Source organism: Streptomyces sp. NPDC007205, assembly GCF_040634095.1.
Lineage (GTDB): Bacteria > Actinomycetota > Actinomycetes > Streptomycetales > Streptomycetaceae > Streptomyces.
Genome location: NZ_JBEYEW010000048.1, coordinates 1 through 24,349, shown reverse-complemented (window position 1 = coordinate 24,349; position 24,349 = coordinate 1). Strand labels below are relative to the sequence as shown.

Sequence of the window (24,349 nt, the reverse complement as noted above, 5' to 3'; positions counted from 1 at the left end):
ATGGGCGACAAGACTCAGACACACCACCCCGGGGCCGCCGGCAGGGCTCTGGAGGCCGACCAGCCCGCGTCCGTACGGAACGTGGTGCTGGTCGGCCACTCCGGTTCGGGCAAGACGACTCTGGTGGAGGCCCTCGCGCTGACCGCGGGGGCGCTGAACCGGGCGGGCCGCGTGGAGGACGGCGGCACCGTCTCGGACTACGACGACATCGAGCACCGGCAGCAGCGCTCCGTACAGCTCTCCCTGGTGCCGGTCGAATGGGACGGCATCAAGATCAACCTGCTCGACACTCCCGGGTACGCGGACTTCGTCGGGGAGCTCAGGGCCGGTCTGCGCGCCGCGGACGCGGCCCTGTTCGTCGTCTCCGCCTCGGACGGCGTCGACGGCTCCACCCGGATGGTCTGGGAGGAGTGCGCGGCCGTCGGCATGCCGCGGGCGATCGTGATCACGCACCTGGAGGCCGCGCGCGCGGACTTCGAGGAGATGACCCGGATCTGCGCGGAGGCCTTCGGCGGGGACGACCCCGACGCCGTGCTGCCGCTCTACCTTCCGCTGCGCGGCCCCGAGGGTCCCGACGGGCACGCGCCCGTGACCGGGCTGATCGGGCTGCTGTCGCAGAAGCTGTTCGACTACTCGACCGGGGAGTGCAAGGAGTCCGAGCCCGGCGAGGACCAGCTGCCGGACATCGAGGAGGCCCGCAACCGGCTCATCGAGGGGATCATCGCCGAGAGCGAGGACGAGACCCTCATGGACCGCTATCTCGGCGGTGAGGAGGTCGACGTCACGACACTGATCCAGGACCTGGAGCGGGCCGTCGCCCGCGGCTCCTTCTTCCCCGTCCTGGCCGCCGCCCCCGCCGCCGAGGGCGCCAAACAGGGCCTCGGCACGGTCGAGCTGCTGGAGCTGGTCACCGGCGGCTTCCCGACCCCGTTCGAGCACCCGCTGCCCGACGTCACGACCGTCGACGGCAAGCCGCGCGAGCTGAAGCCGTGCGACACCGCCGGCCCGCTGGTCGCCGAGGTCGTCAAGACCTCCTCCGACCCCTACGTCGGCCGGGTCTCCCTGGTGCGCCTCTTCTCCGGCACCCTGCGCCCCGACCAGACGGTGCACGTCTCCGGGCACGGGCTGGCCGACCGCGGCCACGAGGACCACGACGTCGACGAGAAGGTCGGCGCCCTGTCCATGCCGTTCGGCAAGCAGCAGCGCCCGGTGACGCACGCCGTCGCCGGCGACCTGGTGTGCGTGGCCAAGCTCGGGCGGGCCGAGACCGGGGACACGCTCTCCGCGAAGGACGACCCGCTGCTGATGGAGCCGTGGCGGATGCCCGACCCGCTGTTGCCGCTCGCCATCCAGGCGCACAGCAAGGCCGACGAGGACAAGCTCTCGCAGGGCCTCGCCCGGCTGGTGGCCGAGGACCCGACGATGCGGCTGCAGCAGAACCAGGACACCCACCAGGTGGTCCTGTGGTGCCTGGGCGAGGCCCACGCGGACGTCGCCCTGGAACGGCTGCGCAGCCGCTACGGCGTCCAGGTCGACGTCGTCCCGCACAAGGTCTCCCTGCGGGAGACGTTCGCGAACAAGGCGACGGGACGCGGGCGGCATGTGAAGCAGTCCGGCGGGCACGGGCAGTACGCCATCTGCGAGATCGAGGTGGAGCCGCTGCCGGGCGGCTCGGGCATCGAGTTCGTGGACAAGGTGGTCGGCGGCGCCGTACCGCGTCAGTTCATCCCGTCCGTGGAGAAGGGCGTGCGGGCCCAGGCCGCCAAGGGAGTCGCCGCCGGCTATCCGCTCGTGGACGTACGGGTCACGCTGCTCGACGGCAAGGCGCACTCGGTGGACTCCTCCGACGCCGCGTTCCAGACCGCGGGCGCGCTGGCGCTGCGCGAGGCCGCGACGGACGCGAAGATCCATCTGCTGGAGCCGGTGGCCGAGGTGTCCGTGCTGGTCGGCGACGACTACGTGGGCGCCGTGATGAGCGACCTGTCCAGCCGGCGCGGCCGGGTGCTCGGCACCGAACAGGTGGGCTCGGGCCGGACCGTGATCCGGGCCGAGGTACCCGAGTTCGAGATCGGCCGGTACGCCGTCGACCTGCGCTCGCTGTCGCACGGCACGGCCCGCTTCGACCGCTCCTATGCCCGGCACGAGCCGATGCCGCCGCAGATCGCCGAGCGGATCCGCGAACAGGCAGGCGACAACGGGTAGTTGACGACGCGTCATCGGGCGCGCAACACGGCGCACGGGCGGGCGGCTTCGGCCGTCCGCCCGCGGGCTGTCGGTGGCGGCGGATAGGCTGATCGCAACGAGGGCCTGTTCAACAGGTGTGCGGAGCGAGGAAGTCGGGAAGGCCGCAGAAGCAAGGCCGGCGATGGGGGCGGGAATGTCGTTGGGAACGGAGTGGGACGGGCCCCAGGTGCCCGTCTCGGGCGACGAGGGCCAGGCGGCGACTTCCGCGCTGGCCTCCGCGGCCTACCGGGACAGCCCGATCGAGGAGATCAAGAAGGCCGACAACGAATGGCATCAGTCGACCGTCAAGGCCGGCAAGATCGCGCTGCTGAGGCCCAATCTCGGTGAGGCGTTCTCGCGGGCCGTGGTCGCCCGGATGCTCACCCCCGGCCGCAAGCCGCTCATCCAGTCCTTCGGCTCCGAGCCGCAGTTCGTGGTCGAGCACTGCCTCGCGGCCAACAACATCCGCCGGGAGCGCGACAACCGCCTGACCGCCGTGACCGTCCTGTGCGGAGTGCTCTTCCTGCCCGGGCTGATCGTCTGGCTGCTCGTCTTCCAGCTGCGCACGTTCGTCGCCAAGCGTGACGACAGGCGGGCCGGGACACTCGCCACCGTGCTGCTCCTCGGCGTCGGTGTGCTCGCCGCGCTGTTCCTGATCAAGATGCCGTTCAGCGGCTTCTGGGCCTGGTATGCCCGGGCCTGCGTCGTGCTGCCCGTGCTGGGCTGGTTCTGGGCCAAGCAGGTCTGCGAGCGCACGGCCAGGGACCTGCGGGCCCGCTGGGGCGGCCTGCTCTCGGGCACCAGCGTCGGCGCCAAGGTCCCCGAGGCCGTGCCGCGCGGACCCAACCAGACGGCGGCCGAGGAGCTGCGCCAGTCACTGGCCCGGCTCAGCGCCGAGCAGCAGTCGAACTCGGTCTTCTACGCCGGCCCCAAGGGCATACTCGGCATGGGCACCCGCTGGGGCGCCTGGCAGCTCGCCGAGAACCTGGTCCCCGCCGACCCCACCCGGGAGATCCACCCCTTCCGCAGCTGGGACGTCGTACGGGCGATCCATGACCAGCTCGCCCTGCTGGAGCGCGGCCCGCTGAACACCGGTGGCTTCCCGAAGCCGTCGATAAAGCACTGGATCGTCACGCCGATCGGCGAGAAGGCCGGGGAGGTGGCCCGGCCCGAGGGCACCGACGTCGAAGCCTTCCAGGTGAAGCCGCACGCCATACAGGAGATCTGCAACAAGCAGCAGTTCGGCAGCGGCGACCGGCACTATCTGGGCGTGCAGTGGACGCTGTGGGACGGACAGCTGGTCCTCACCATGCTGATCACGGTGACGGTGCTGCACGAGACGCTGCGGATCGAGGTCACCGGGCACGCCCTGGGACCGGTGAACCCGCTGTTCACCTCCAAGCCGGAGCCGCCGAGCAAGGAGGTCGCCAAGTCCCTCAAGCCCTGGGAGACCCGCAAGGTGATGCTGCCGCTGGTCACCACCGACGAGGTGGTGAGGCTCGCCGCACGCGCCCCGCTGACCTGGTACCCGCCCCTGCTCAACTGGCTCGGCGGCTCGCTGGGGCTGCCGGAGCCGTTCGGTCTGCGGCACGCCTGGGCCGATCAGCCGTGGCGGCACCGCTTCATGGCCGACGACGCGCTGCGCGCGGCCACACCGGTGCTGCGGGTGGTGCACTCGGCGGCGATCCGGGTGCTGGAGGAGAACGGCGTGAACACGGAGAAGTTCGGCATGCGGTCGGGCATCCTCAGCGGACTGGTGCAGGACCCGACACCGAGGAAGGCGGATCTGTACGACGCGTGAGCGGTGCCCTCCGTGGAGGGCACCTCGGGCCTACGCCGGCCACGCCTCCGCAAGCATCTTGCGCGTGTCCGCCAGCAACTGCGGCAGCACCTTGGTGTGGCCCACGACCGGCATGAAGTTCGTGTCGCCGCCCCAGCGCGGGACGATGTGCTGGTGGAGGTGGGCGGCGATGCCGGCGCCGGCGACCGTGCCCTGGTTCATGCCGATGTTGAAGCCGTGTGCGCCGGACGCGGTGCGCAGGGCCGTCATCGCCTGCTTGGTCAGCTCGGCCAGTTCCGTGGTCTCCGGCCCGGTCAGCTCGGTGTAGTCGGCGACATGCCGGTACGGCACGGTCATCAGATGGCCGCCGTTGTACGGGTAGAGGTTGAGGACGGCGTACACATGCTCACCGCGCCGGACGATCAGTCCGTCGTCGTCGGACTTGGCCGGGATCGAGCAGAAGGGACAGCCGTCGGCGGCCCCCGGACCGGTCGGCTTGTTCTCGCCCTGGATGTACGCCATCCGGTGGGGTGTCCACAGGCGCTGGAACGCGTCCTGCGTCCCCACTCCGATCTGCTGTTCCGGCTCAGTCGTCATGCTAGGCAGCATATGGCTTCGCCCGTTCGCGGCGTGTCGCCGGGGCGGCGGGAACGGAGGCACCGGCCAAGCTGGGCCGGTGGACGACGACAGCCGCATGCAGCGCTGGGAACGCTGGGAGGGGCGCGCCGCGCTGCCGCTCGGCATCGCGTCGCTGGTCTACCTCGCCGGCTACGCGACGCATGTACTGGCCCGGGGCCTGCCCCCGGCCAAGGACGACGTTCTGCGCGTGATCATCGGGGCCGCCTGGGCGGTGTTCGCCGTCGACTACGCGGTGCACTGGCGGCTGAGCGGCCGTGGGCTCGGCTTCGTGACCCGCCACTGGCTGGACACGCTGGTCATGCTGCTGCCGTTGCTGTGGCCGGTGCGGATCGTGCGGCTGTACGACGTGGTCCAGCGGCGGCGCGGTGGCGCCCGCCTCGGGCTGCATTCACGCGTGATGCTCTACGCCGGCCTCTCCGCGGCACTGCTGGGCTTCTCCGGCGCCCTCGCGGTGTACCAGGCGGAGCGTGCCGCCCCCCACGCCACGATCCGCACGTTCGGTGACTCGGTCTGGTGGACCTGCTCGACCCTGACGACGGTCGGCTACGGCGACGTGACCCCGGTGACGACCCTGGGCCGGGTCATCGCCGTGGGGCTGATGGTCTGCGGTCTCGCCCTGCTCGGCGTGGTCACCGGCTCGTTCTCCTCGCTGCTGTTGCAACGGTTCGCCCGGGGCACCGACGAGGAAGGGCCCCCGGGGAGCTGATCCCGGGGGCCTTTCGGATCTGTGCGGGTCAGACCTGGACCCGGTCCTCCACGACCTTGGCGATCTTCGCGATGGCCTCGTCGAACGGGATGCCGTTCTCCTGGGAGCCATCGCGGTAGCGGAAGGACACCGAGCCGTTCGACATGTCCTCGTCGCCCGCGATGACCATGAAGGGGACCTTCTGCTTCTGCGCGTTGCGGATCTTCTTCTGCATACGGTCCGAGGAGGAGTCCACCTCGACGCGCAGGCCCTTCTTCCGGGCCGCCGCCGCGAACTTCTCCAGGTACTCCACGTGCGCGTCACCGATCGGGATCCCGAGCGCCTGGACCGGCGCAAGCCACGCCGGGAAGGCGCCCGCGTAGTGCTCCAGGAGCACCGCGAAGAAACGCTCGATGGAGCCGAACAGCGCGCGGTGGATCATGACCGGGCGCTGCTTGGAGCCATCGGGACCGGTGTACTCCAGGTTGAACCGCTCGGGCAGGTTGAAGTCGAGCTGGATGGTCGACATCTGCCAGGTGCGGCCGATCGCGTCCTTGGCCTGGACGGAGATCTTCGGACCGTAGAAGGCGGCGCCACCCGGGTCCGGAACCAGGGGCAGACCCTGCTTCTCGGCGACCTGGCGGAGGGTCTCCGTGGCCTCCTCCCAGACCTCGTCCGAGCCGACGAACTTCTCGGGGTCCTTCGTCGACAGCTCGAGGTAGAAGTCGGTCAGGCCGTAGTCGCGCAGCAGGCCGAGGACGAAGGTGAGCGTCTTGTCCAGCTCCTCGGACATCTGCTCACGGGTGCAGTAGATGTGCGCGTCGTCCTGGGTGAAGCCGCGGGCACGGGTCAGGCCGTGCACGACGCCCGACTTCTCGTACCGGTACACGGTCCCGAACTCGAAGAGGCGCAGCGGCAGTTCACGGTACGACCGGCCGCGCGCGTCGAAGATCAGGTTGTGCATCGGGCAGTTCATGGGCTTGAGGTAGTAGTCCACGCCCTCGTCGAGCTGCATGGGCGGGTACATGCCCTCGGCGTACCAGTCCAGGTGCCCGGACGTCTCGAAGAGCTTCCCCTTCGTCGCGTGCGGGGTGTAGACGAACTCGTAGCCCTCCTCCTCGTGCCGGCGGCGCGAGTAGTCCTCCATGACCCGGCGGACGATGCCGCCCCTGGGGTGGAAGACCGCGAGGCCGGAGCCGATCTGCTCCGGGATGGAGAAGAGGTCCAGTTCGCTGCCCAGCTTGCGGTGGTCGCGCTTCTCGGCCTCGGCGAGGAAGTCCAGGTACGCCTTCAGCTCGTCCTTGGACGGCCAGGCGGTGCCGTAGATGCGCTGAAGCATCGGGTTCTTCTCGCTGCCGCGCCAGTAGGCGGCCGCGTTGCGCATCAGCTTGAACGCCGGGATGAGCCGGGTGGAGGGCAGGTGCGGACCGCGGCAGAGGTCCTTCCAGCACAGCTCGCCGGTCTTGGCGTCCAGGTTGTCGTAGATCGTCAGCTCGCCGGCGCCGACCTCGACGTCGGCGCCGTCGTCGTGCGACGCCGAGCCCTTGAGGCCGATCAGCTCCAGCTTGTACGGCTCGGCAGCCAGCTCCTCACGGGCCGCCTCGTCGGTGACGACACGGCGGGCGAACTTCTGCCCGCGCTTCTGGATCTCCTGCATCTTCTTCTCGACGGCCTTGAGATCCTCGGGCGTGAACGGCTTCTCGACGTCGAAGTCGTAGTAGAAGCCGTCCTTGACCGGCGGGCCGATGCCGAGCTTGGCCTCGGGGAACAGTTCCTGCACGGCCTGCGCCATGACATGCGCGGTGGAGTGACGCAGGATGTTCAGGCCGTCCTCGGACGAGATCTCGACGCCCTCGACCTCGTCGCCGTCGGACAGCTCGTACGCGAGGTCCTTCAGCTCGCCGGCCACGCGCGCGGCGATGATCGAGCGCTCGCCCGCGAAGAGGTCGGCGGCCGTAGTGCCCGTCGTCACCACGCGTTCTTCCCGCTCGGAATCGCGTTGGATGATCACACGGACGTCTGACACCGGTCTCTCCTGACTGAAGGTGGGTGCGGCGCCATACCAGGAGCGCGCGCACAGGCGATCGTACCGACCCGACGGCACCGACCGCTAAACGGTCACGCTCAGTCCCCTGTCCGATACGTCTCAGTCCTCGTCCCCATACCCTTCGCCCCCATACCCTTCGCCGCAGGCTTCCTCGAAGAAGTCGAGGTTCTCCTGCAGGGACTTCATCAGCCGGTCCCGCTCGCCCTCGTCCACCTGCACGGGTACGACCCCGGAGGCGCCGGTCAGCCTGCGGAAGCCGCCCCGTCGCTCCAGCCGGCCGTGCACGCGCACCGGGAGTCCGACGAGATGAGCGTGGCCGGCGATGCGGTAGTCCTCCTCGTCCAGGGTGACGCGGATGTGCGGGACGTCGGCACCGGAGAGGACGCGCAGCCGTACCGTGCCCTCCCCGCCGGGTCCGGAGCGGCGCATGCGGACGACGGCGCCGGTGACGCGGACCGGCACGGAGGGTTCCTCGCGCAGATAGCGGGCGGCGGCCTCACGTAGGACGGGCAGGTCCCCGGGCGAGAACTCGACGGGTTCGGCGGAGGAGGCACAGCCCTCGGGGACGCCGGCGCCGGGTGCCCAGGCGACGCCGATCCGGGCACCCTCGGTGCCCCTCACCAGCGCGGCGAGCGCCTCGGTCAGTTCGCGGCTGACCCCGGCCTCGACCGCGCCGTCGAAGGCGTCCATGCCGCCGGTGGCCCGCTGGTAGTCGATGGCCTCGCGGGCCGCGTACAGGGCCTGGTGGAGGCGGACGGCGAGGGGACGGCCGGTGGGCACGGGCACGAAGGCGGTGAGGTGGCGGCCCTCGGTGGCGGGGCCGACGAGGACGTCCGCCAGGAGCACGGCGGCGGAGCGGCGGTGGCGGGCGCCGTAGTAGCCGGCACGCGCGCGTGTGGCGAGCGCGGCGGCGAGCAGCATCTGCCGGACGGCGCCGCGCAGTTGCTCGTCGGCCGTCCAGGGCGAGGCGCCCACCGGTCCACTCGGGGTGTCGCGCCACCAGCGGATCTCGTCGCTGGGCACCGCGAGGGAGATGAGCACCTCGCGCGCGGCGGCGGTGTCGCTGCGGGCGAGGGCGTCGAGCGCCTCGCCGAGCAGGTCGTCGCTGTCCGGGAAGGCCCGGCTCTCCGGCACGAGGAGGCTGGTTCCGCCGCCGGCCGGGCCGGGCGGGGTCCAGCGGCCGTACCGGCCCGCCGCTCCCCCGCGCCGCTGCCAGCCGTGCCGGTGCAGCAGGGCGCCGAGCACCGCGGGGTCGACCTGGGCGGGGTCGGGGGGCCGGTGCCGGGCGAGGTCGTCGGGATGCGGCCGGACCTGGCGCGGCAGCTCCTCGTAGGGACGGCTCCTCATGGCCTGCCTCCCGTTCCGACCCGCGTCATGATCTCGCAGAGGGCCCGGTCGTCGAAGATGCGCGAGGTCGGGATCCGCACGGTGGTCCGGTGCCGGCCGGTGATGGGGTGACCGGCGAGGTTGACCCAGTAGCAGCAGTGCCTGAGGTCGAGCCGGTCGTGGCTGGCGCGCAGCCAGTCGTCCTGCGCGCGCGGGACGAGCATGACGACCAGGATCTTGTGCACCGAGACGGGTGTGCGGGCGAGCTTGCGCAGGTGGTCGTTGTCGAGGGTGAAGGAGAAGGAGCGTCCCGGAGGGTTCGGCGCGACCTGGTAGGTGGCCTTGAGCTGCACCTTGATGGTGACCTCGTCGTCGACGGTGTGTCCGGGCGCGCTGTGGCTGACGTGCCAGTCGATGCCGTTGTCCGGGAAGGGCTGGGACAGTGAGCAGCCGGCCGCGGCGGCGACCGCGTGCAGATAGCCGACCTGCAGTGTCTCCATGCAGGCGGTGGTGGCGAGCGTGCCGCGGAGGGGGCCCGTGCGATCGGGCAGCAGCCCGCCCCGCTCGGGCTGCAGAGTGGCCATGACCAACAGCCTTCCAAACCAAGAGTTTCCCCGCTGCGGGCCGCTGAACTGCAAAGACCCGTACTCCTGTTGTCTCCTCCCCGCGTACGGCGCAAACGGCCCGGGTATCACCAAACGGGCAGAAGACGGAACGTCACCTGCCCTGGGTGAACGAGGAGTTGGGTTGGGATGACGTACTGGTACGAGGGGCCGCTGGCCGCCTTCGACACGGAGACGACGGGCGTGGACGTCGAGACCGACCGCATCGTGTCGGCCGCCGTCGTCGTCCAGGACGCGCCGGGAACCCGGCCCCGGGTGTCCCGCTGGCTGGTGAACCCGGGTGTGCCGGTGCCCGAGGAGGCGACGGCGGTGCACGGGCTGACGGAGGAGCACCTGCAGCACAATGGCCGCTGGCCGGCGCCGGTGATGTACGAGATAGCCGAGCAGCTGGCGGAGCACGCGGCGATGGGCCGTCCGCTGGTGGTGATGAACGCGCCCTTCGATCTCACGTTGCTGGACCGGGAGTTGCGCCGGCACCGGGCGTCGTCGCTGGACCGCTGGTTCGAGTCGGTGCCGCTGAGGGTGCTGGATCCGCGGGTGCTGGACAAACACCTGGACCGCTACCGCAAGGGCCGTCGCACGCTGACGGACCTGTGCGAGCACTACGGCGTGACGCTGCAGGGCGCGCACGACGCGGGTGCGGACGCGCTGGCCGCCCTGGAGGTCGTACGGGCCCTGGGCCGCCGTTTCGCGACCCGTCTCGAACGCCTCTCTCCCGCTGAGCTGCACACGCTCCAGGCCAACTGGCACGCGGCTCAGGCGCGCGGGCTGCAGGCGTGGTTCGCGCGCAGCGGGTCGGAGGAGATCGTCCACACGGACTGGCCCTTGCGGCCGGAGCTGCCGGCGGCGGCATGAGCCCGCTGAGCACGCAGAAGGCCGGTCCGCTGCTGCGGACCGGCCTTTCCCGGTGGGCGATACTGGGTTCGAACCAGTGACCTCTTCGGTGTGAACGAAGCGCTCTCCCACTGAGCTAATCGCCCGGGAACGCACTGAACAATACAGGTCCCGGCGTCCTTCGTTCAAACCGCTTGGAGACGGCGCAGCAGTCCGCGCCGCCCGGCCCGCATCATCAGGCGGTGGTTGAGGCGGAAGAGCGGGCGTCCAGGCACGGCCAGCCGCCTGAGCAGGGGCTTGGTCACCTCGACGACCTGGTCGTACCGGGCCAGGGCTTCCGGGCCAGCCGCCGTGACGGTCCAGCGTGCCCAGCCCTCGATGTCTCCGGACACGGTGACCTCCAGCACACCGGCGTCGGGGTCACGGCGGGTCTGCCGTGCGGTGAAGGTCATGTCGTAGGGCAGCAGGGAGCGGATGGTGATCACGCCCGTGTCCGCGTCCAGCCGGGTCACCGAGCGCACCTGCGGCCACCAGACCGGATAGTCCTCGGGCCGCTCCAGCACCGCGTACACGACGGCGGGCGGCGCGGGCAGGGACCACAGGCTGCGGAAGCGGTAGTGGGTCCAGTCCATGGGGCGAGTCTGCCCGCACGGGTGCAGTGCATAAAGCAGTGCATAAATCTGAGTACGCGTACTCATGCGCCGCGCTCCGGCACCGGCCACACTCGGGGAGCGAGCGCCGCCGCCCGTGCGACGGCGCTCCCCCATTGCCACTGGCTCGGCATCCTGTCGCCGAGCAGAGCCAGGTTCTCGACGGCCGCGAGGCCGTGGAGCGCGGTGTCGTTGCTGGACACCCAGAGCCGTACCGGGCCTTCTCCTCGGCCTTGGTGGCGTTGAAGTAGCGGCAGCAGTCCAGGTAGGCCGACTTGAACGTGGGTATGTCCACCAGTTGGATGAGCTCGGCGCACAGCTCGTCGAGGCCGAAGGGCGGCGATGCCCTCCACGGTGGACAGCACGCGCGCCTTGGCCTTCTCCCCTTGGGACCCTTGTGTTCCCACTCCGTCCCAGATCCATCCGGTGTGCGGCTCGACGCCGGCCTTCCGGAACACCTTCTTGTCGATGACGAGCGCCATGGTGTTGGAACCGACGGGAATTCCGAGCTGCTTTCCGTCGGCCTCGCCGACCTTCGGCATGCCGTCCCGGAAGTGATCCAGGGTCAGATTTCCTGCCTGAACCCGGGACTTCAGGTCGAGGAGAATTCCGCGCTTGTCGTACTTCCGGAGAAAGGTGACGGCATTTTAAAAAACGTCCGGGGGATTTCCGCCGGCGGCCTGGGTCTGGAAGTCGGTCTTGACCTTGATCTTGGGGTACTTCTTCTCGAAGAGCGCGATGGTGTGGTTGATCTTCTTGGCCCGCTCCTCTGATCGGCCCCTCCCCGCAGCGGTTGCTCCCCGCCCGAGGGACTCGGCTGCAGCCAGGGACGGGGCTGCTCAGGTGTGGTCAGGCAGGGTGGCGAGCCAGTCGATGAGGATCCGGTTCGTCTCCTGCGGACGCTCCTGCTGGACGAAGTGCCCGCAGCCGTCGAGGATGTGTGAGCCGAGGAGGCCGGGCAGGGTCTCGGGGTACGCCTCGACCGCGTCGGCCAGCCAGACGAGCGAGGCGTCCGCACCGCCGCCGATGAACAGCGACGGCCGCGTGATCGGGGCGCCCTGGTAACCGGCCAGGTCCGCCCAGTCCCGGTCCATGTTCCGGTAACGGTTCAGCGCCCCGGTCATACCGGTCCGTTCGAACTCCCCGGCCAGGAAGTCGAGGTCGCCCTCGCCCAGCCAGGCCGGCAGCGGGCCGGCGGGAAAACGTTCGCGCAGGGTTCCGCCGGGGCTGACGAAGTGTGGGTCGGGGGCGCCCGGGGCGGGCATGGTGTCCGCGGACAGGGCGGCGTAGAAGCCCGCGAGCCAGCCGCGCACATCGGGTTCGATCTCCGCCTCGGCCCGGCCCGGCTGCTGGAAGTACGCAACATAGAACTCCTCCTCGTCACCGCCCATCCGCGCGAAGACGTCGCTGGGCCGCGGGCCGCCGGGCGGGCTGTACGGCACGCCCAGCAGTCCCACGGCCCGGAACACGTCGGGCCTGGTCAGGGCGGAGGTGGCGGCGATCGTGGCGCCCCAGTCGTGGCCGACGACGACCGCGGACTCCTCCCCCAGCGCCTCGACCACGGCGAGGTTGTCCGCGACCAGGTCGAGCATCCGGTACGCGTCCACGGCCGTCGGCTTGGCGGAACGGCCGTAGCCCCGGACGTCGACGGCCACGGCGCGGTAGCCGGCGGCGGCCAGGGCCGGCAGCTGGTGCCGCCAGGAGTACCAGGACTCCGGGAACCCGTGCACCAGCAACACGAGGGGGCCGCAGCCCTGCTCGACCAGGTGGAGACGGCCGGCCGGCGAAGGGACCAGGCGGTGGGTGGACACAGGGCCGGTGAGCAGGGGGCCGGTGGACAGGAGGTGGGGCATGGAGGGCTCCTGCGGTTGGGGATGGGTGGAGAGCGTGCGTGCGGGCGGGCGCGTGCGGGCGGGCGTCGTGCTGGGAGCGGGCGGCTGCCGGGGCGGAGGGGGCCTGGGGTGGCTCGGGGCGTGATGCGGCTCAGGGGCTGCTCGGAGGCTCGCTCGGCGGGAGGAGGGCGGCTTGGGACGGACGGCTCCTGGGGCAGAACGGCTCGTGGGGAGGCGGCTCGTCTTCGGAGAACGGCTTTGGAGGCGGCTCCGAGCCGAGAACAGCCTGTCGGAGGCGGCATGGGAGGGGCCCGCCCCTCGGGCGGGCACCTACGGCGGAACGGGGCTGAGCGGCTCGTGCGTGGCCGGTGCGGGTGTTGATGGGCCGGTGGCTCGTGCGTGGCCGGTACGGGTGTCGATGGGCCGGTGGCTCGGGCGAGAGGGTGCGTTGGCGTGCTGGTGGGGTGTGGGCGGAGCGGTGGGCCGCGTATCTGCCGGAGTACGGCCGGTCACCGGCTCCGTGATCGCCGCCCCCGTGACGATGTTCCTGCGGCCGGTCCGCTGCGCGCGAGACTTATTGCCGGTTTGGCAAAGCGCGGCTGCGCGCAGTGTTTCTCCAGCGTCGAGCCGCCTCCTCGAAGGCGCCGGTGCCGTAGCGGCCGACGGGACGGAGAAACGCAGATCAGCAGGCGGCGCCTCGTCCCGCCTCGCCCGTACCGCCCCCCTGTGCTCCGCCCGGTCGCGCAGACGCCGACGGCCCACCTGCTGTTCTGCAGGTGGGCCGTCGGTCCGGGTGGGCGATACTGGGTTCGAACCAGTGACCTCTTCGGTGTGAACGAAGCGCTCTCCCACTGAGCTAATCGCCCGGGCGCAGGAAGAACATTACCCCATGTCAGGGGGTACTACGGACCAGGCCCGGGGCGACGGGCGGCCGGGCGAACGGAGCCCGGTCACTGATCCTTGATCTTCCACGGCATGACGACGCCGAACCTCCACACGTAGACCCCCACCAGCGCGGCCACGATCACCAGCCCGACACCGGTCAGCGTGATGGTGCGCCGGCGCACCTTGGGATCGAGGGCCCGCCGGGCGGCCTCGGTCACCTTGCGTTTGGTCCAGCGGAGCACGAGCTGCGCCCAGACGAACTCCGTCGCCCAGATCGCCATGCCGCCGAAGATCACCACCCAGCCGGGTCCCGGCAGCGGCAGCATGATGACGCCGGTGACGACGACCGCGAGGCCGACCACGAAGACGCCGACCTGCCAGCTCAGATGCAGCAGCCGGCGCGCCTTGATGAATTCCGGCGCCCGGGAGCCGAGCCCGCTGCCGTCCTCGCGCCCCGCTTCCCGCCCGGCTTCCTTCCGGTCCGCCTTCGCCTTGTCCGCCGCCACGGCGACCTCGCCCGGCCCGTCACTCCCCGTATTCATACGGACAAACCATACCGGAGTGAATCCAGTCACCGGAATGGACGTAGGTCTCGTACGAGTTCTCGGCCGGAAGAGTTACGTAAAGACACGCAAAACCCTCAGAGGGGTTTACAACGGCATCGTAGGTGGCATGTCGATTTCGCCGACGTGCGAATCCCCGAGCGCACACTGAGCGAAAGGCCCTGGCGCTTATGAACACCACGGTCAGCTGCGAGCTGCACCTGCGCCTCGTTGTGTCGAGCGAGTCCTCCCTGCCTGTCCCCGCAGGCCTGCGGTACGACACGGCCGACCCCTACGCCGTGCACGCCACCTTCCACACCGGAGCCGAGGAGACCGTCGAGTGGGTGTTCGCCCGTGACCTCCTCGCCGAGGGGCTCCACCGGCCCACCGGCACCGGCGACGTCCGTGTCTGGCCGTCGCGCAGCCATGGCCAGGGCGTCGTGTGCATCGCCCTCAGCTCCCCGGAGGGGGAGGCTTTGCTCGAGGCCCCGGCGCGGGCCCTGGAGTCCTTCCTGAAGCGAACCGACGCCGCCGTGCCGCCCGGCACGGAACACCGGCACTTCGATCTGGATCAGGAGCTCTCGCACATCCTGGCGGAGAGCTAGGTCCCGGCCTCCGAAAGCAGCCCGGCGCCGTCCACTCGGGGAGACGGCTCGGGCCAAGACAGCCGTATACGGCACGGGCAGGCGCCGTCACCGTGAGCGCTCACGGGGCGGCGTCGGCTTGTGCGCGCCCGCCGGCTCCGGGAACCACCGCGGGCACGGCGGCGTTCTTCCGGCAAGCTGGTCGGGCTGCGGACGATGCGGCGGGCGGGGTTGTCGCTACCATCGGCCAGCATCGGCGGGCGTCCGCCCGACCCCCAGGCCAGGGAGCGAAACGTGCTGATCACCCACGACGCCCGGTGCGCCCTCGACACCGTGGTCGATCTGGTGAACACCGCGCCGGACGACGACGCGGCGGCCGACGGACTGCCCGATGTCCCGGCTCTCGCGGATTTCGTACGAAACCACGAGATCAGCGATGTCGGCGTGCTGTCGGAGTTCGACCTCTCGGCGGTGCGCAGGATCCGGGGGCGCTTCGCGGCGATCTTCGCCGCGCCGGACGCCCGCTCCGCCGCCGGGCTGATCAACGAGCTGGTCGCCGCTGCGGGCACCACCCCGCGCCTGACCGACCATGACGGCTACGACTGGCATGTGCACTACTTCGCGCCCGGCGCCTCGGTGGCCGACCATCTCGCCGCCGACTGCGGGATGGCACTCGCCTTCTTCGTGGTGGCCGGGGAGCAGGAACGGCTGCGCCGCTGCGAGGCACCGGACTGCCGGCGCGCCTTCGTCGACCTCTCCCGTAACCGCTCCCGCCGCTACTGCGACAGCCGCACCTGCGGGAACCGGCTGCACGTGGCCGCGTACCGGGCCCGCCGGAAGGAAGCGACGGGATGATCCGGGAGCGGAATGTGACGACAGGGCCCAGGGAGTCGCACCGCCGTCGGCTTTCGCGGGCCCGGCCGGTGGCGACGTCGGTCCCGGCGGGTGGCGCCGGGACGGACGTGTACGGCTCACAGCAACAGCAGGTCGTGCAGCGCAGCCATGAGGAGCAGACACCCGATCACCGCAAGGAAGATCATCAGCGGTGGCTGGGATAGGGCGAAGAGGCACCCGCGCGGCTCGTCCTTCGGCGGCGCGGCCTCGCTCTCTGTGTCCAGCATCTCGCCGCCGATGATGACGCAGGAGAGGCCCCGTGCGCGATCAACGTGCGAGCGATATGCGGGAGTTACCGCATTCCGCACCGTCTCGTCCGACTTGCTTCGGCTTGTGAACGGTTCTGGACCTCCGCGCGACGCTCTGTGTCGTTTCAGCCGGAAGGCGCCTGCCGGGCCGTGAAACCCCGCGGTGGCTTGCTGCCGTCATATGCCGTGCTTCTTGAGGATGGCCTCGATGTCGCTGAAGTCCTCGGCGGAGCCGGTGGCACGCGGGGCGGTGGCGGATCCGGGCGCGGTCCGGGTGCCCGCGCCCAGGGAGGGTGCGGAGGCTCCCGGGGCCACGGCCTCTGCCTGGTCGCCACGGGCCGCTCTGCGCTGGGCGCGGGTGCCGCCGCGCCGGCGTTCGACCGCCCGGGTGCCCGCGAACAGGAGCCAGGCCGCGCCCAGTACCCCGAAGCCGGCCCACGCGGTGGGGCTGAAGGCGGTGTCGGCGAGCCAGCCGACGACCCCGGTCATCACCAGGCCGACCGGCACCAGCGAGTAGGCCGCGATGCGTGCCGCCGCGAGGAAGCGCTTGCGGTAGGCCGTGACCACCGCGATGCCCAGGCCCGCCGCGGACACGGCGGAGCAGACGGTCTCGGCAATCATCCGGTCCTCCTGGCGGCTCGGTCGGGTGGCAGGCCCGCAGTGCGCGGACGCGGCACACCGGCACGGCGCACCGCCTCCGTCCCCTCCATCCTGCACCGCCTCGACCTCGCGATGCCACGCTCCCGGGGGACATCAGGGACATCTCCGGGTCACCTCCTACTGGAGTGCCGGTCCGGTGCCGTACCTCCCCCGTGCCCGGGCGCGGCGGCCGTGCCGTCCCGATTGGGTCACCCGCGTCCGGCCTGGAAGACTGGTCGGCATGAGCGACTCCTCCCCCGCACGCACCGACGCCCTCGTTCTCGACGTCTGGTGCGAGCTGCAGTGCCCCGACTGCCGTACCGCCCTGGACGACGTCCGCGCCCTGCGCGCCCGCTACGGCGACCGGCTGGAGCTGCGGCTGCGGCACTTCCCGCTGGAGAAGCACAAGCACGCCTTCGCCGCCGCGCAGGCCGCCGAGGAAGCGCTGGAGCAGGGCAAGGGCTGGCCGTACGTGGAAGCCGTGCTGGAGCGGGTCGAGGAGCTGGACCGTCAGGGAGAACCCTTCCTGGTCGAGGTGGCCCGTGAACTCGGGCTGGACGCCGAGGAGTTCGACACCGCGCTGATCGACGGCCGGCACATCCTGATCGTGGACGCCGACCAGGCCGAGGGCAAGGCGATCGGCGTGAGCGGCACCCCGACGTACGTCATCGGCGGCGAACGCCTCGACGGCGGCAAGAGCCAGGAGGGGCTGCGCGAGCGTGTCGAGGAGATCGCCGACCGGCTGCTGGGCGAGCAGAACGCCTGAGCCCGTGGCCCCGGCCGCTACAGCAGGGGCTTGGAGAGGGAGCGTTCCGTGGTCTCGTAACCGAGCGACTCGTACAGCCGCTCGGCGGGCGTGTTGCCCGCGAACACGTTGAGGCCGAGGACCGGCCGGCCGGCCTCGATCGCCTGGCGCTCGGCGAGCAGCATGAGCGTACGGCCGTGGCCCCGGCCGCGGTGGGCCGGGTCGGCCACGACGTCGAACACGTACGCCTTGCCGTCCTGCAGGGACACCCACAGCGTGCCCACCCGCGCCCCTTCGTGCTCCAGAACGCTGAAGAGCATGCCGTCGGTCGCCAGTCCGTGCGGCAGGAGTCGTTCGTGGTCGCTGCGGGCCTTGGCGTGGGCCGTGGCCTCGGGGAGACCGCGCTCGATCCACGTGCGCGCGTAGCGCTCTCTCTCGTGCGCCTGCCAGGCATCGAAACCGGCCTGGGTCATGGGCCGCGCGGTGCTGCCCGGCGGCAACTCGGGCGGGGTGCTGCCGAGACTCTTCTCCATGCCGCGGTTGCGCAGGGTGTAGCCCAGGGCGCCGAAGAGCCGCAGCGCGATGTCCGCCGAGGCGGGGACGCGGGTCTCGATCTGGGTGCAGCCCCAGCCGCGCGCCACCTCCTCGGCGGCGAGCGCGGCCACCGTGCCCCGGCCGCGCCGCCGGTCGGGCTCGGCGATCCACAGGTCGATGACGCGGGCCACCGAGTCGCCGAGGGAGGGCGAGGTGCCGAGGTGGATCTCGCCGACGGGGCGGCTGTTCACACACACCTGGTAGCGGCGGGAACGGGTGCCGTCGGCGTTGCGCTGGAGCGGCTCGACCGGCCGCAGGGTTGTGGTCATCACAGGTGTTCTACCCGCGGGCGACCACCAAGTCAGCCCGTTTTCGGCCCGCCCGATCCCGGCCTCGTGCCCCGCTCAGGGGTCCAGGTCCTGCCCGGCCCGCTCGTCGAAGATCTGCATCGCCTTCGCGGTCACCGAGCCCGGTGTGCCCCGCAGCTCCCGGTCGTCGACCCGGTGCACGGCCTGGATGTCCCGCAGGGTCGAGGTGAGGAAGACCTCGTCCGCGCGCCGCAGCACGTCCAGCGGCAGGTCGGTCTCCTGGGCGCCCGTCCACTCGACGGTCAGCGCGCGGGTGATGCCCGGGAGGCAGCCGGAGGCGACCGGCGGGGTGTGGATCTCGCCGTCCAGGACGACGAAGACGTTCGACCCGGTGCCCTCGCAGAGCTGTCCGACGGTGTTGCCGAACAGTGCTTCCGAGGCACCGCGTTCATGGGCGCGGGCGAGGGCGACGACGTTCTCGGCGTACGAGGTGGTCTTCAGACCGGTCAGCGCACCGCGCTCGTTGCGGGTCCACGGGACGGTGATCACGGCGGTGGTGTCCGGGCGGCGGGTGGTCTCGCCGAGGGCGACCACGAGGGTCGGGCCGTGCTCACCGCGGTCGGAGCCGAGCGGGCCGTGGCCGCCGGTGTAGGTGATCCGCAGCCGGCCGAGCGGCATCGGGTTCGCCTCCAGGACAGCCGCGCAGGCCTCCCGGACCTCGTCGTGGTCGGGGTCGGGCAGGCCGAGGCCCCGGGCCGAGCGGCTCAGCCGGTCCAGGTGCCGGGTGAGCGCGAAGGGCCTGCCGTGGACCGCCTTCACCGTCTCGAAGATGCCGTCGCCGACGGTCAGCCCGTGGTCGAAGACGGAGACGCGGGCGGACTCCAGGTCGCGCAGCCCGCCGTCCAGCCAGATCCTCATGAGTAGACCCCTCCTCTTGCCGCGTACGCTCCCGACGCTACCGCGAGCAGCCGGGACGCCTTCAGCTCGGTCTCCTGCCACTCCCCCTCGGGGTCGGACCCCCAGGTGATGCCTGCGCCGGTGCCGAAGCGCAGCAGGGCCGTACCGTCGTCGGGCCGGTCGATCCAGAAGGTGCGGATGCCCACGGCGAGCTCGCCCGTGCCCCGGTCGGCGTCGACCCAGCCGATGCCCCCGCAGTACGGCCCGCGCGGGGCGGTCTCCAGGGCATCGATGATCCGCAGGGCGCTCGACTTCGGCGCGCCGGTCACCGAGCCGGGCGGGAAGGCGGCCGTGAGGAGCTCCGGCCAGCCGGCCCCGTCCCGGAGCTCGCCGCGGACCGTGGAGACCAGGTGGACCAGGCCGGGGTGCTTCTCGACGGCGCACAGGTCCGGGACGGTCACGCTGCCGGTCGCACAGACGCGCCCGATGTCGTTGCGGACCAGGTCCACGATCATCACGTTCTCGGCGTAGTCCTTCTCCAGGAGGTCCGCCTCCGTGCGTCCGGTGCCCTTGATGGGCCCCGACTCCACGACACGGCCGTCCCGGCGCAGGAACAGCTCGGGCGAGGCGGTGGCGATCTCCACGCCGTGCCGCGGCAGCCGGATCGTTCCGGCGTACGGCGCCGGGTTGCCTCGGGCCAGCAGGGCGGTCAGGGCGTCCACATCGGCGTCCGGCGGGACCGGCGCGCTGAGCACCCGGCAGAGGTTGGCCTGGTAGACCTCGCCGGCCGCGATGTGCTCGCGTATCCGGCGGACGGCCGTCGTGTACGCGGCCCGGTCCAGGGAAGAGGTCCAGTCCCCCGCCGCGGGGCCCCGCCAGCCGCCCGGCACCGGCGCGGGCACCGGCTCCTCGTGTACGTCCGCGAAGCGGGCGCAGGTCAGCCGGCCCTCGAAGTCCGCGCAGACGGCCCAGAAGCCCGCGGAGTCCAGGGCGGCGGGATCACTGGTGACATCGAGGAGGCCGGTGGCGAGACGGTCGCCGAAGCGGGCCAGAGCAGGGAGCCGGGAAGCGTGGTGGAGCACGTGGTCGAGTCTAGGTCGGGTGTCCGAGGGGTGGCCCCGGGACGACCCCGAGGGGGCGCTGACCACGTCGTCCGTCGGAGGCACCGCAGCACGCTGCGCAAACGCGTTTTTGTGCTGGCCCGGGAATCCGCTAGAGTTCAACACGTCGCCGGGACGCGGAAGCGGACCGAAACGACAAGCGGACGTAGCTCAGTTGGTAGAGCGCAACCTTGCCAAGGTTGAGGTCGCGAGTTCGAGCCTCGTCGTCCGCTCGAAGGAAGAAGGGGTCACCCCGATCCCCTACACTCCTGGTGGAGTGGCCGAGAGGCGAGGCAACGGCCTGCAAAGCCGTCTACACGGGTTCAAATCCCGTCTCCACCTCCAAGGACGATTAGCTCAGCGGGAGAGCGCTTCCCTGACACGGAAGAGGTCACTGGTTCAATCCCAGTATCGTCCACTGGATCTTCTCGCGAGATCCACGGGTCTTCTCGAAGATCCCCGCCCGCGCGATTAGCTCAGCGGGAGAGCGCTTCCCTGACACGGAAGAGGTCACTGGTTCAATCCCAGTATCGCGCACTGACTGTGACCCCAGGGTCACGGCCCCGGGACGATTAGCTCAGCGGGAGAGCGCTTCCCTGACACGGAAGAGGTCACTGGTTCAATCCCAGTATCGTCCACACAGCAAAGAGCCCCCGGCCGTCTCGTACGGCCGGGGGCTCTTTCATGCCCCCCGACCGCTCAGCTGGAGAAGAGCATGTGGGCCCAGCTCTTGTGGCCATGGTGTCCGTACTGTCCGTGGCCGCCGTGGTGACCGCCATGGTGGCCGCCGTGCGGGGCGCCCCAGGCGGGCGCGGGCGGGGCCGGGTACGGCTGCGGGGCGACGGGCGGGGCCGGCGGGACGGGCTTTGACCACTGGGACTCCAGCTGGGTCAGCGCCTCCAGCTCGCCGTAGTCCAGGAAGATGCCCCGGCAGCCGCTGCACTGCTCGATCTGGACGCCGCTGCGGTTGTAGGTGTTCATCGGGGCATGGCACTTCGGACAGTGCATCGTCGGCTCAACTCCTCGCCGGTCGGTCCTGCTTCGTGTTTCCCCAGGACAGACTCCGTCCAGCCCCGGTCGGTTGCAGCCTAGTCCGTACCCGTGTCCGCATCCGTGGCCGTACTCGCGGACGCCAACTGGTACGGAATGGGGACCATTCGGGCACATGCGTCGACGAGTGCCTGTTCCACCCCGTCCAGCGGTCGGCCGGCCGTGAGCGCCTTGGCGAGGGCGACGGCGGCCGTCTGCACGGTCAGCGCGCGGGCCGGGACGTCCAGAGCGGACCAGGGGTCGCCGGCCGCGGGTACGGCCGGACCGCCCGAGCGCTGGTACGCGCCGAGGAAACGGGTCCATGCGTCGGGTGGGAGCAACCCGCAGGCGTACCAGGCGGCCGGGCGGGCGAGGTCCCAGGCGGGGGCGCCGGTTCCCAGGTCGTCGACGTCGATCAGCCGCCAGGGGCCGTCCGGGGCCGGGTGGCGGACGAGCTGACCGAGGTGCAGGTCGCCGTGGCAGAGGGCGGGGGTGCCGGGCATCGGGGCCTCGCCGCGGGCCCAGGCGGGGAGAGCGGCCCAGGCGGCGAGGACGGGGCCGGCTGCCAGACGGAGCTCGGCGTGGGGTTCGGCTTGTGCCTCCGCATGGGGTTCGGCTTGAGCCTCGGCATGGGGTTCGACAGGGGGCTTGGCATGCGGTTCGGCAGCGGGCTCGGCGCGCAGGGCCGTGTGGAGCCGGGCGACGGCGCGGGCCGCTTTGGCAGGGCCGCGCATCGAGGGCAGGCCGTCGGGCGGGACGGTCCGGTGCAGGCGGGCGAGGAGGGTGGCGGTGGCCTCCCAGGGAGCCGCGTCCGGGTCGTCGTCGGGATCCACGGGGGCGCCGTACGGCCAGAAGGTGACCAAGCGGTCCTGCAGGGGGGCGGGGGCCGGGGTGAGCGGGGGGAGGAGGACGTCCGGGAGGTGGGCGGCCACGGCCAGGCGGAGGGTCAGCGCGGTGGGGTCGGTACCGGGGGCGTGGGCCTTCGCGACGGTGTCGGCGTGCCGTACGACGGTGGCGTCGGGGCGGTCGGCGAGGAGGGCGGGTGGTTCGCCGCAGGCGCAGGGGGCTCCGCCGGAGGGCGGGTGGGCGGCGGCTCTGGCCTGTGCGGTGAGAGCGGGGAGGAGGGTCAACGGGGCCTCGGGGGTCGGGGTGTCCGGGTGAGCGTACGTGGATGGGGGGTGCGGCGTTTCACGGGTGCGCGGTGTGGGGGCCGGGGGTCGACGCGATGCACGGTTTCCCTTGGCACCCGGGGCCAGTGCGGGGCGGGGGTTGTGGGCCACTGCCCGGTCGGCGGCAGGCTCGCAGGTGCGCATGGTGGGGCTCTGCCGGGGCGGGAGAAAGCAATGCCGGCGCAGCTCCCCAGCTGCGCCGGCATTTTGCCGTCCGCCGCACCCCCGTCCCCACGGGGTTTCCTGGATGGATGTCCCTGCCCGGACCGCTCTTCCGGGCCTGGGGTCGCCGCTCAGCGCCCCAGCATCGCACCCACGGACGACGCCTGTGTGGCCACCGTCTCCCAGCCGTCGAAGACGAGCAGGAGCAGGGCCGCCAGGGGAAGGGCCATGAGCGTCGCCACCAAGGGGTGACGGCGGCCCGTCCGGCGCGGCGTGAACGCCGGGCTTCGCGGTGCCGTGTCGGCCATGGTTCCTCTCCTGACCGTGTCTTTTAGGGTCGGCAGCGGCGGGTGTCTGACCTCGGGGGACGAGTGCTGCACCCGCCGCTTGACCTCAAATCTAGGCGCGGGGCGGGCGCCGGGCGTCATGCCCTCGTACCGATTGCCGGGCCTCCCGGAGGATGAGCCATGACCTGGGATCTACTCCCCTGGGTGGAGACGGGCGTCCGGGTCTAGGGGTCTCCCCGGAGGGGGTGTCCACTGTGTCCGGTCATTTCGGAAGCGTCCAGCAGGCCGGAAGGAGTGACTTCGATCACTCCGGAGGGGTGGTGGCGGTGTGGTGTGTGCAGGTCGTGTTCCGCACCGCGACCTGGCCTCCCGTCGCTACCGGGTGTCCGCCGGGTGGGGACATGAACCGGCACCACCTGCCCGCCCGCACTCTCAACACCCTTGCGCTGGAGATCGGTTGGGAGAACGGATGACCCATTGTCCCGGCGTCCGCCCACTTCCTGACCACACATCACCTCGTACCGGTGGGCGGCACAATCCGTCGGCCCCGGAGGGCGCGGCCTCTGCGCGCAGGCGGCCGTGGAAACGTAAGCTGTGCCACGTCACAGGGACCGGGCAGCGGGGATGAACATGGCGATGATGCGCCTGAGGCGCGAGGACCCGCGCGTCGTCGGCTCGTTCAGGCTTCACCGACGGCTCGGCGCGGGCGGGATGGGCGTGGTCTACCTCGGCTCCGACAAGAAGGGGCAGCGGGTCGCCCTGAAGGTGATCCGGCCCGATCTCGCAGAGGACCAGGAGTTCCGGTCGCGGTTCGCCCGTGAGGTCTCGGCGGCCCGGCGGATCAGGGGCGGCTGCACGGCCCGGCTGGTCGCCGCGGACCTGGAGGCGGAGCGGCCCTGGTTCGCCACGCAGTACGTCCCCGGCCCCTCCCTGCACGACAAGGTCGCCGACGAGGGCCCGCTCGGCGCGGCCGACGCCGCGGCGATCGGCGCGGCGCTGTCCGAGGGGCTGGTCGCCGTGCACGAGGCCGGTGTCGTGCACCGGGACCTCAAGCCCTCCAACATCCTGCTGTCCCCGAAGGGGCCGCGGATCATCGACTTCGGCATCGCCTGGGCCACCGGCGCCTCCACGCTCACGCACGTCGGTACGGCGGTCGGCTCCCCCGGCTTCCTCGCACCCGAGCAGGTGCGCGGGGCGGCTGTCACCCCGGCGACGGATGTCTTCTCCCTGGGCGCGACCCTCGCCTACGCCTCCACCGGGGACTCGCCCTTCGGGCAGGGCAGTTCCGAGGTGATGCTGTACCGGGTGGTGCACGAGGAACCGCACCTGCACGGCGTACCGGACGCGCTCGCCCCGCTGGTCCGGGCCTGCCTGGCGAAGGACCCCGAGGAGCGGCCCAGCACACTGCAGCTGTCGCTGCGGCTCAAGGAGATCGCCGCGCGTGAGGCACAGGGCCTCGCCGACGTACGGCCGCCCGCGCCGCGCGCCGCGGAGACGGACCGGCCCACCGGGCGGCTCGTCGACACGTACCCCGAGCAGCAGCGCACCCAGCGGCGTACGTCGCCCGGCACGCCGGTGCCGCGCGGCGGCGCCAGGACCGTCATGGCTCGGATGCTAGGGCAGCATGCTCAAGTGAGTGCAGGGCAGGGGCTGTGAGGTTTCCCTCCTTGCCCTTGTGACCTGTGCC

22 protein-coding genes, 7 tRNA genes and 3 pseudogenes are annotated in these 24,349 nt (G+C 71.4%); 13 read left to right on the top strand and 19 right to left on the bottom strand.

The genetic code is table 11. The features are described 5' to 3' along the window. Both ABZ624_RS37975 and ABZ624_RS37970 read left to right on the top strand, forming a co-directional pair. On the top strand, nucleotides 1-2,202 hold the full coding sequence (locus ABZ624_RS37975) for an elongation factor G-like protein EF-G2 (protein WP_360099347.1): 2,202 nt from the start codon (nucleotides 1-3) through the stop codon (nucleotides 2,200-2,202). Between the two features lie 175 nt (nucleotides 2,203-2,377). Further along, a complete protein-coding gene (locus ABZ624_RS37970; RefSeq protein WP_360099345.1) occupies nucleotides 2,378-4,024 on the top strand; it encodes a hypothetical protein in 1,647 nt (548 codons plus the stop codon). A gap of 30 nt (nucleotides 4,025-4,054) precedes the next feature. Here ABZ624_RS37970 and ABZ624_RS37965 read toward each other — a convergent pair whose 3' ends face one another. Beyond that, nucleotides 4,055-4,612, bottom strand: coding sequence for an HIT domain-containing protein (locus ABZ624_RS37965; protein WP_360099343.1), 558 nt, complete (start codon nucleotides 4,610-4,612; stop codon nucleotides 4,055-4,057). Between the two features lie 67 nt (nucleotides 4,613-4,679). Between ABZ624_RS37965 and ABZ624_RS37960 the strand changes: the two genes are divergently transcribed. Continuing rightward, a complete protein-coding gene (locus ABZ624_RS37960) occupies nucleotides 4,680-5,348 on the top strand; it encodes an ion channel (protein WP_360099341.1) in 669 nt (222 codons plus the stop codon). A gap of 28 nt (nucleotides 5,349-5,376) precedes the next feature. On the opposite strand, the gene thrS is transcribed toward ABZ624_RS37960, so the two are convergent. From thrS to ABZ624_RS37945, 3 genes are all read right to left on the bottom strand, one after another. Next, nucleotides 5,377-7,353 carry a threonine--tRNA ligase gene (thrS, locus tag ABZ624_RS37955; RefSeq protein ID WP_360099339.1) on the bottom strand — a complete coding sequence of 659 codons (1,977 nt, stop codon included), beginning with the start codon at nucleotides 7,351-7,353 and terminating at the stop codon, nucleotides 5,377-5,379. Nucleotides 7,354-7,473: 120 nt separating this feature from the next. Then, nucleotides 7,474-8,721 carry a hypothetical protein gene (locus ABZ624_RS37950; protein WP_360099337.1) on the bottom strand — a complete coding sequence of 416 codons (1,248 nt, stop codon included), beginning with the start codon at nucleotides 8,719-8,721 and terminating at the stop codon, nucleotides 7,474-7,476. Beyond that, nucleotides 8,718-9,284: a DUF4365 domain-containing protein gene (locus ABZ624_RS37945; RefSeq protein ID WP_360099335.1), complete on the bottom strand. Its 567-nt coding sequence runs from the start codon at nucleotides 9,282-9,284 to the stop codon at nucleotides 8,718-8,720. The genes ABZ624_RS37950 and ABZ624_RS37945 overlap by 4 nt, the downstream gene beginning before the upstream one ends. 168 nt (nucleotides 9,285-9,452) lie before the next feature. Between ABZ624_RS37945 and ABZ624_RS37940 the strand changes: the two genes are divergently transcribed. Continuing rightward, nucleotides 9,453-10,178: a 3'-5' exonuclease gene (locus ABZ624_RS37940; protein ID WP_360099333.1), complete on the top strand. Its 726-nt coding sequence runs from the start codon at nucleotides 9,453-9,455 to the stop codon at nucleotides 10,176-10,178. Nucleotides 10,179-10,231: 53 nt separating this feature from the next. Here ABZ624_RS37940 and ABZ624_RS37935 read toward each other — a convergent pair. The 7 genes and pseudogenes from ABZ624_RS37935 to ABZ624_RS37905 form a co-directional block, all read right to left on the bottom strand. Then, nucleotides 10,232-10,303, bottom strand: a tRNA-Val gene (locus ABZ624_RS37935). Nucleotides 10,304-10,342: 39 nt separating this feature from the next. After that, entirely contained in the window at nucleotides 10,343-10,789 is a 447-nt protein-coding gene (locus tag ABZ624_RS37930) for an SRPBCC family protein (RefSeq protein ID WP_360099331.1), read from the bottom strand. 146 nt (nucleotides 10,790-10,935) lie between these two features. Continuing rightward, nucleotides 10,936-11,205 (bottom strand): annotated as a pseudogene (locus tag ABZ624_RS37925) (hypothetical protein); the annotation flags it as partial. A 12-nt stretch (nucleotides 11,206-11,217) separates the two neighbouring features. After that, a pseudogene (locus tag ABZ624_RS37920) lies at nucleotides 11,218-11,559 on the bottom strand (extracellular solute-binding protein); the annotation flags it as partial. Nucleotides 11,560-11,646: 87 nt separating this feature from the next. Then, nucleotides 11,647-12,660 (bottom strand): alpha/beta hydrolase, encoded by a 1,014-nt coding sequence (locus tag ABZ624_RS37915; protein ID WP_360099329.1) that lies wholly within the window; start codon nucleotides 12,658-12,660, stop codon nucleotides 11,647-11,649. Nucleotides 12,661-13,433: 773 nt separating this feature from the next. Then, a tRNA-Val gene (locus ABZ624_RS37910) sits at nucleotides 13,434-13,505 on the bottom strand. A gap of 84 nt (nucleotides 13,506-13,589) precedes the next feature. Continuing rightward, a complete protein-coding gene (locus tag ABZ624_RS37905; RefSeq protein WP_360099327.1) occupies nucleotides 13,590-14,066 on the bottom strand; it encodes a TIGR02611 family protein in 477 nt (158 codons plus the stop codon). A 191-nt stretch (nucleotides 14,067-14,257) separates the two neighbouring features. Here ABZ624_RS37905 and ABZ624_RS37900 point away from each other — a divergent pair, with 191 nt between their 5' ends. Together ABZ624_RS37900 and ABZ624_RS37895 are read left to right on the top strand one after the other, a co-directional pair. Then, a complete protein-coding gene (locus ABZ624_RS37900) occupies nucleotides 14,258-14,671 on the top strand; it encodes an SsgA family sporulation/cell division regulator (RefSeq protein WP_004002642.1) in 414 nt (137 codons plus the stop codon). 273 nt (nucleotides 14,672-14,944) lie between these two features. Further along, the gene (locus ABZ624_RS37895) at nucleotides 14,945-15,505 is read left to right on the top strand and encodes a CGNR zinc finger domain-containing protein (RefSeq protein WP_360099325.1); all 561 of its coding nucleotides are present in this window, start codon (nucleotides 14,945-14,947) and stop codon (nucleotides 15,503-15,505) included. Nucleotides 15,506-15,621: 116 nt separating this feature from the next. On the opposite strand, the gene ABZ624_RS37890 is transcribed toward ABZ624_RS37895, so the two are convergent. Continuing rightward, nucleotides 15,622-15,771 carry a hypothetical protein gene (locus ABZ624_RS37890; protein WP_023552049.1) on the bottom strand — a complete coding sequence of 50 codons (150 nt, stop codon included), beginning with the start codon at nucleotides 15,769-15,771 and terminating at the stop codon, nucleotides 15,622-15,624. 198 nt (nucleotides 15,772-15,969) lie between these two features. Then, nucleotides 15,970-16,413, bottom strand: a complete 444-nt coding sequence (locus ABZ624_RS37885) for a hypothetical protein (protein WP_360099323.1) — start codon at nucleotides 16,411-16,413, stop codon at nucleotides 15,970-15,972. A gap of 259 nt (nucleotides 16,414-16,672) precedes the next feature. Between ABZ624_RS37885 and ABZ624_RS37880 the strand changes: the two genes are divergently transcribed. Continuing rightward, nucleotides 16,673-17,197 carry a DsbA family protein gene (locus tag ABZ624_RS37880; RefSeq protein ID WP_360099321.1) on the top strand — a complete coding sequence of 175 codons (525 nt, stop codon included), beginning with the start codon at nucleotides 16,673-16,675 and terminating at the stop codon, nucleotides 17,195-17,197. Nucleotides 17,198-17,214: 17 nt separating this feature from the next. Here ABZ624_RS37880 and ABZ624_RS37875 read toward each other — a convergent pair whose 3' ends face one another. From ABZ624_RS37875 to ABZ624_RS37865, 3 genes are all read right to left on the bottom strand, one after another. Next, nucleotides 17,215-18,039, bottom strand: a complete 825-nt coding sequence (locus tag ABZ624_RS37875; protein WP_360099319.1) for a GNAT family N-acetyltransferase — start codon at nucleotides 18,037-18,039, stop codon at nucleotides 17,215-17,217. A gap of 75 nt (nucleotides 18,040-18,114) precedes the next feature. Next, nucleotides 18,115-18,936 carry an aminodeoxychorismate lyase gene (locus ABZ624_RS37870; RefSeq protein ID WP_360099317.1) on the bottom strand — a complete coding sequence of 274 codons (822 nt, stop codon included), beginning with the start codon at nucleotides 18,934-18,936 and terminating at the stop codon, nucleotides 18,115-18,117. After that, nucleotides 18,933-19,997, bottom strand: a complete 1,065-nt coding sequence (locus ABZ624_RS37865; protein WP_360099315.1) for a chorismate-binding protein — start codon at nucleotides 19,995-19,997, stop codon at nucleotides 18,933-18,935. The genes ABZ624_RS37870 and ABZ624_RS37865 overlap by 4 nt, the downstream gene beginning before the upstream one ends. A 178-nt stretch (nucleotides 19,998-20,175) precedes the next feature. Here ABZ624_RS37865 and ABZ624_RS37860 point away from each other — a divergent pair. The 5 genes from ABZ624_RS37860 (at nucleotide 20,176) to ABZ624_RS37840 (ending at nucleotide 20,653) form a co-directional block, all read left to right on the top strand. After that, nucleotides 20,176-20,248, top strand: a tRNA-Gly gene (locus ABZ624_RS37860). A gap of 38 nt (nucleotides 20,249-20,286) precedes the next feature. Further along, a tRNA-Cys gene (locus ABZ624_RS37855) sits at nucleotides 20,287-20,360 on the top strand. Between the two features lies 1 nt (nucleotide 20,361). After that, nucleotides 20,362-20,433: transfer RNA gene (locus ABZ624_RS37850), tRNA-Val, on the top strand. 47 nt (nucleotides 20,434-20,480) lie between these two features. After that, nucleotides 20,481-20,552, top strand: a tRNA-Val gene (locus ABZ624_RS37845). A 29-nt stretch (nucleotides 20,553-20,581) separates the two neighbouring features. Beyond that, nucleotides 20,582-20,653 (top strand) — tRNA-Val (locus ABZ624_RS37840). A gap of 61 nt (nucleotides 20,654-20,714) precedes the next feature. Here the strand turns inward: ABZ624_RS37840 and ABZ624_RS37835 are convergent. The 3 genes from ABZ624_RS37835 to ABZ624_RS37825 all read right to left on the bottom strand — a co-directional run bounded on the left by ABZ624_RS37835 (nucleotide 20,715) and on the right by ABZ624_RS37825 (nucleotide 22,683). Beyond that, nucleotides 20,715-21,023 (bottom strand): zf-TFIIB domain-containing protein, encoded by a 309-nt coding sequence (locus ABZ624_RS37835; RefSeq protein ID WP_360099313.1) that lies wholly within the window; start codon nucleotides 21,021-21,023, stop codon nucleotides 20,715-20,717. Between the two features lie 80 nt (nucleotides 21,024-21,103). Further along, complete coding sequence (locus tag ABZ624_RS37830) at nucleotides 21,104-22,174, bottom strand: phosphotransferase (RefSeq protein WP_360099311.1); 1,071 nt, start codon at nucleotides 22,172-22,174, stop codon at nucleotides 21,104-21,106. A gap of 332 nt (nucleotides 22,175-22,506) precedes the next feature. Next, entirely contained in the window at nucleotides 22,507-22,683 is a 177-nt protein-coding gene (locus tag ABZ624_RS37825) for a hypothetical protein (RefSeq protein WP_360099309.1), read from the bottom strand. 603 nt (nucleotides 22,684-23,286) lie between these two features. Between ABZ624_RS37825 and ABZ624_RS37820 the strand changes: the two are divergent. Then, nucleotides 23,287-24,216 (top strand): annotated as a pseudogene (locus ABZ624_RS37820) (serine/threonine-protein kinase); the annotation flags it as partial. Nucleotides 24,217-24,349: the final 133 nt, after the last annotated feature.

Excerpts from the sequence above, each read along its gene's own strand:
- ABZ624_RS37950 (WP_360099337.1), bottom strand. The coding sequence starts at position 8,721 with ATGAGGAGCCGTCCCTACGAGGAGCTGCCGCGCCAGGTCCGGCCGCAT.
- ABZ624_RS37885 (WP_360099323.1), bottom strand. The coding sequence starts at position 16,413 with ATGATTGCCGAGACCGTCTGCTCCGCCGTGTCCGCGGCGGGCCTGGGC.
- ABZ624_RS37900 (WP_004002642.1), top strand. The coding sequence starts at position 14,258 with ATGAACACCACGGTCAGCTGCGAGCTGCACCTGCGCCTCGTTGTGTCG.
- ABZ624_RS37930 (WP_360099331.1), bottom strand. The coding sequence starts at position 10,789 with ATGGACTGGACCCACTACCGCTTCCGCAGCCTGTGGTCCCTGCCCGCG.
- ABZ624_RS37940 (WP_360099333.1), top strand. The coding sequence starts at position 9,453 with ATGACGTACTGGTACGAGGGGCCGCTGGCCGCCTTCGACACGGAGACG.
- ABZ624_RS37890 (WP_023552049.1), bottom strand. The coding sequence starts at position 15,771 with ATGCTGGACACAGAGAGCGAGGCCGCGCCGCCGAAGGACGAGCCGCGC.
- ABZ624_RS37970 (WP_360099345.1), top strand. The coding sequence starts at position 2,378 with ATGTCGTTGGGAACGGAGTGGGACGGGCCCCAGGTGCCCGTCTCGGGC.
- ABZ624_RS37915 (WP_360099329.1), bottom strand. The coding sequence starts at position 12,660 with ATGCCCCACCTCCTGTCCACCGGCCCCCTGCTCACCGGCCCTGTGTCC.
- ABZ624_RS37965 (WP_360099343.1), bottom strand. The coding sequence starts at position 4,612 with ATGCTGCCTAGCATGACGACTGAGCCGGAACAGCAGATCGGAGTGGGG.
- ABZ624_RS37975 (WP_360099347.1), top strand. The coding sequence starts at position 1 with ATGGGCGACAAGACTCAGACACACCACCCCGGGGCCGCCGGCAGGGCT.
- ABZ624_RS37880 (WP_360099321.1), top strand. The coding sequence starts at position 16,673 with ATGAGCGACTCCTCCCCCGCACGCACCGACGCCCTCGTTCTCGACGTC.
- ABZ624_RS37825 (WP_360099309.1), bottom strand. The coding sequence starts at position 22,683 with ATGGCCGACACGGCACCGCGAAGCCCGGCGTTCACGCCGCGCCGGACG.
- ABZ624_RS37870 (WP_360099317.1), bottom strand. The coding sequence starts at position 18,936 with ATGAGGATCTGGCTGGACGGCGGGCTGCGCGACCTGGAGTCCGCCCGC.
- ABZ624_RS37905 (WP_360099327.1), bottom strand. The coding sequence starts at position 14,066 with ATGAATACGGGGAGTGACGGGCCGGGCGAGGTCGCCGTGGCGGCGGAC.
- ABZ624_RS37945 (WP_360099335.1), bottom strand. The coding sequence starts at position 9,284 with ATGGCCACTCTGCAGCCCGAGCGGGGCGGGCTGCTGCCCGATCGCACG.
- ABZ624_RS37835 (WP_360099313.1), bottom strand. The coding sequence starts at position 21,023 with ATGCACTGTCCGAAGTGCCATGCCCCGATGAACACCTACAACCGCAGC.
- ABZ624_RS37875 (WP_360099319.1), bottom strand. The coding sequence starts at position 18,039 with ATGACCACAACCCTGCGGCCGGTCGAGCCGCTCCAGCGCAACGCCGAC.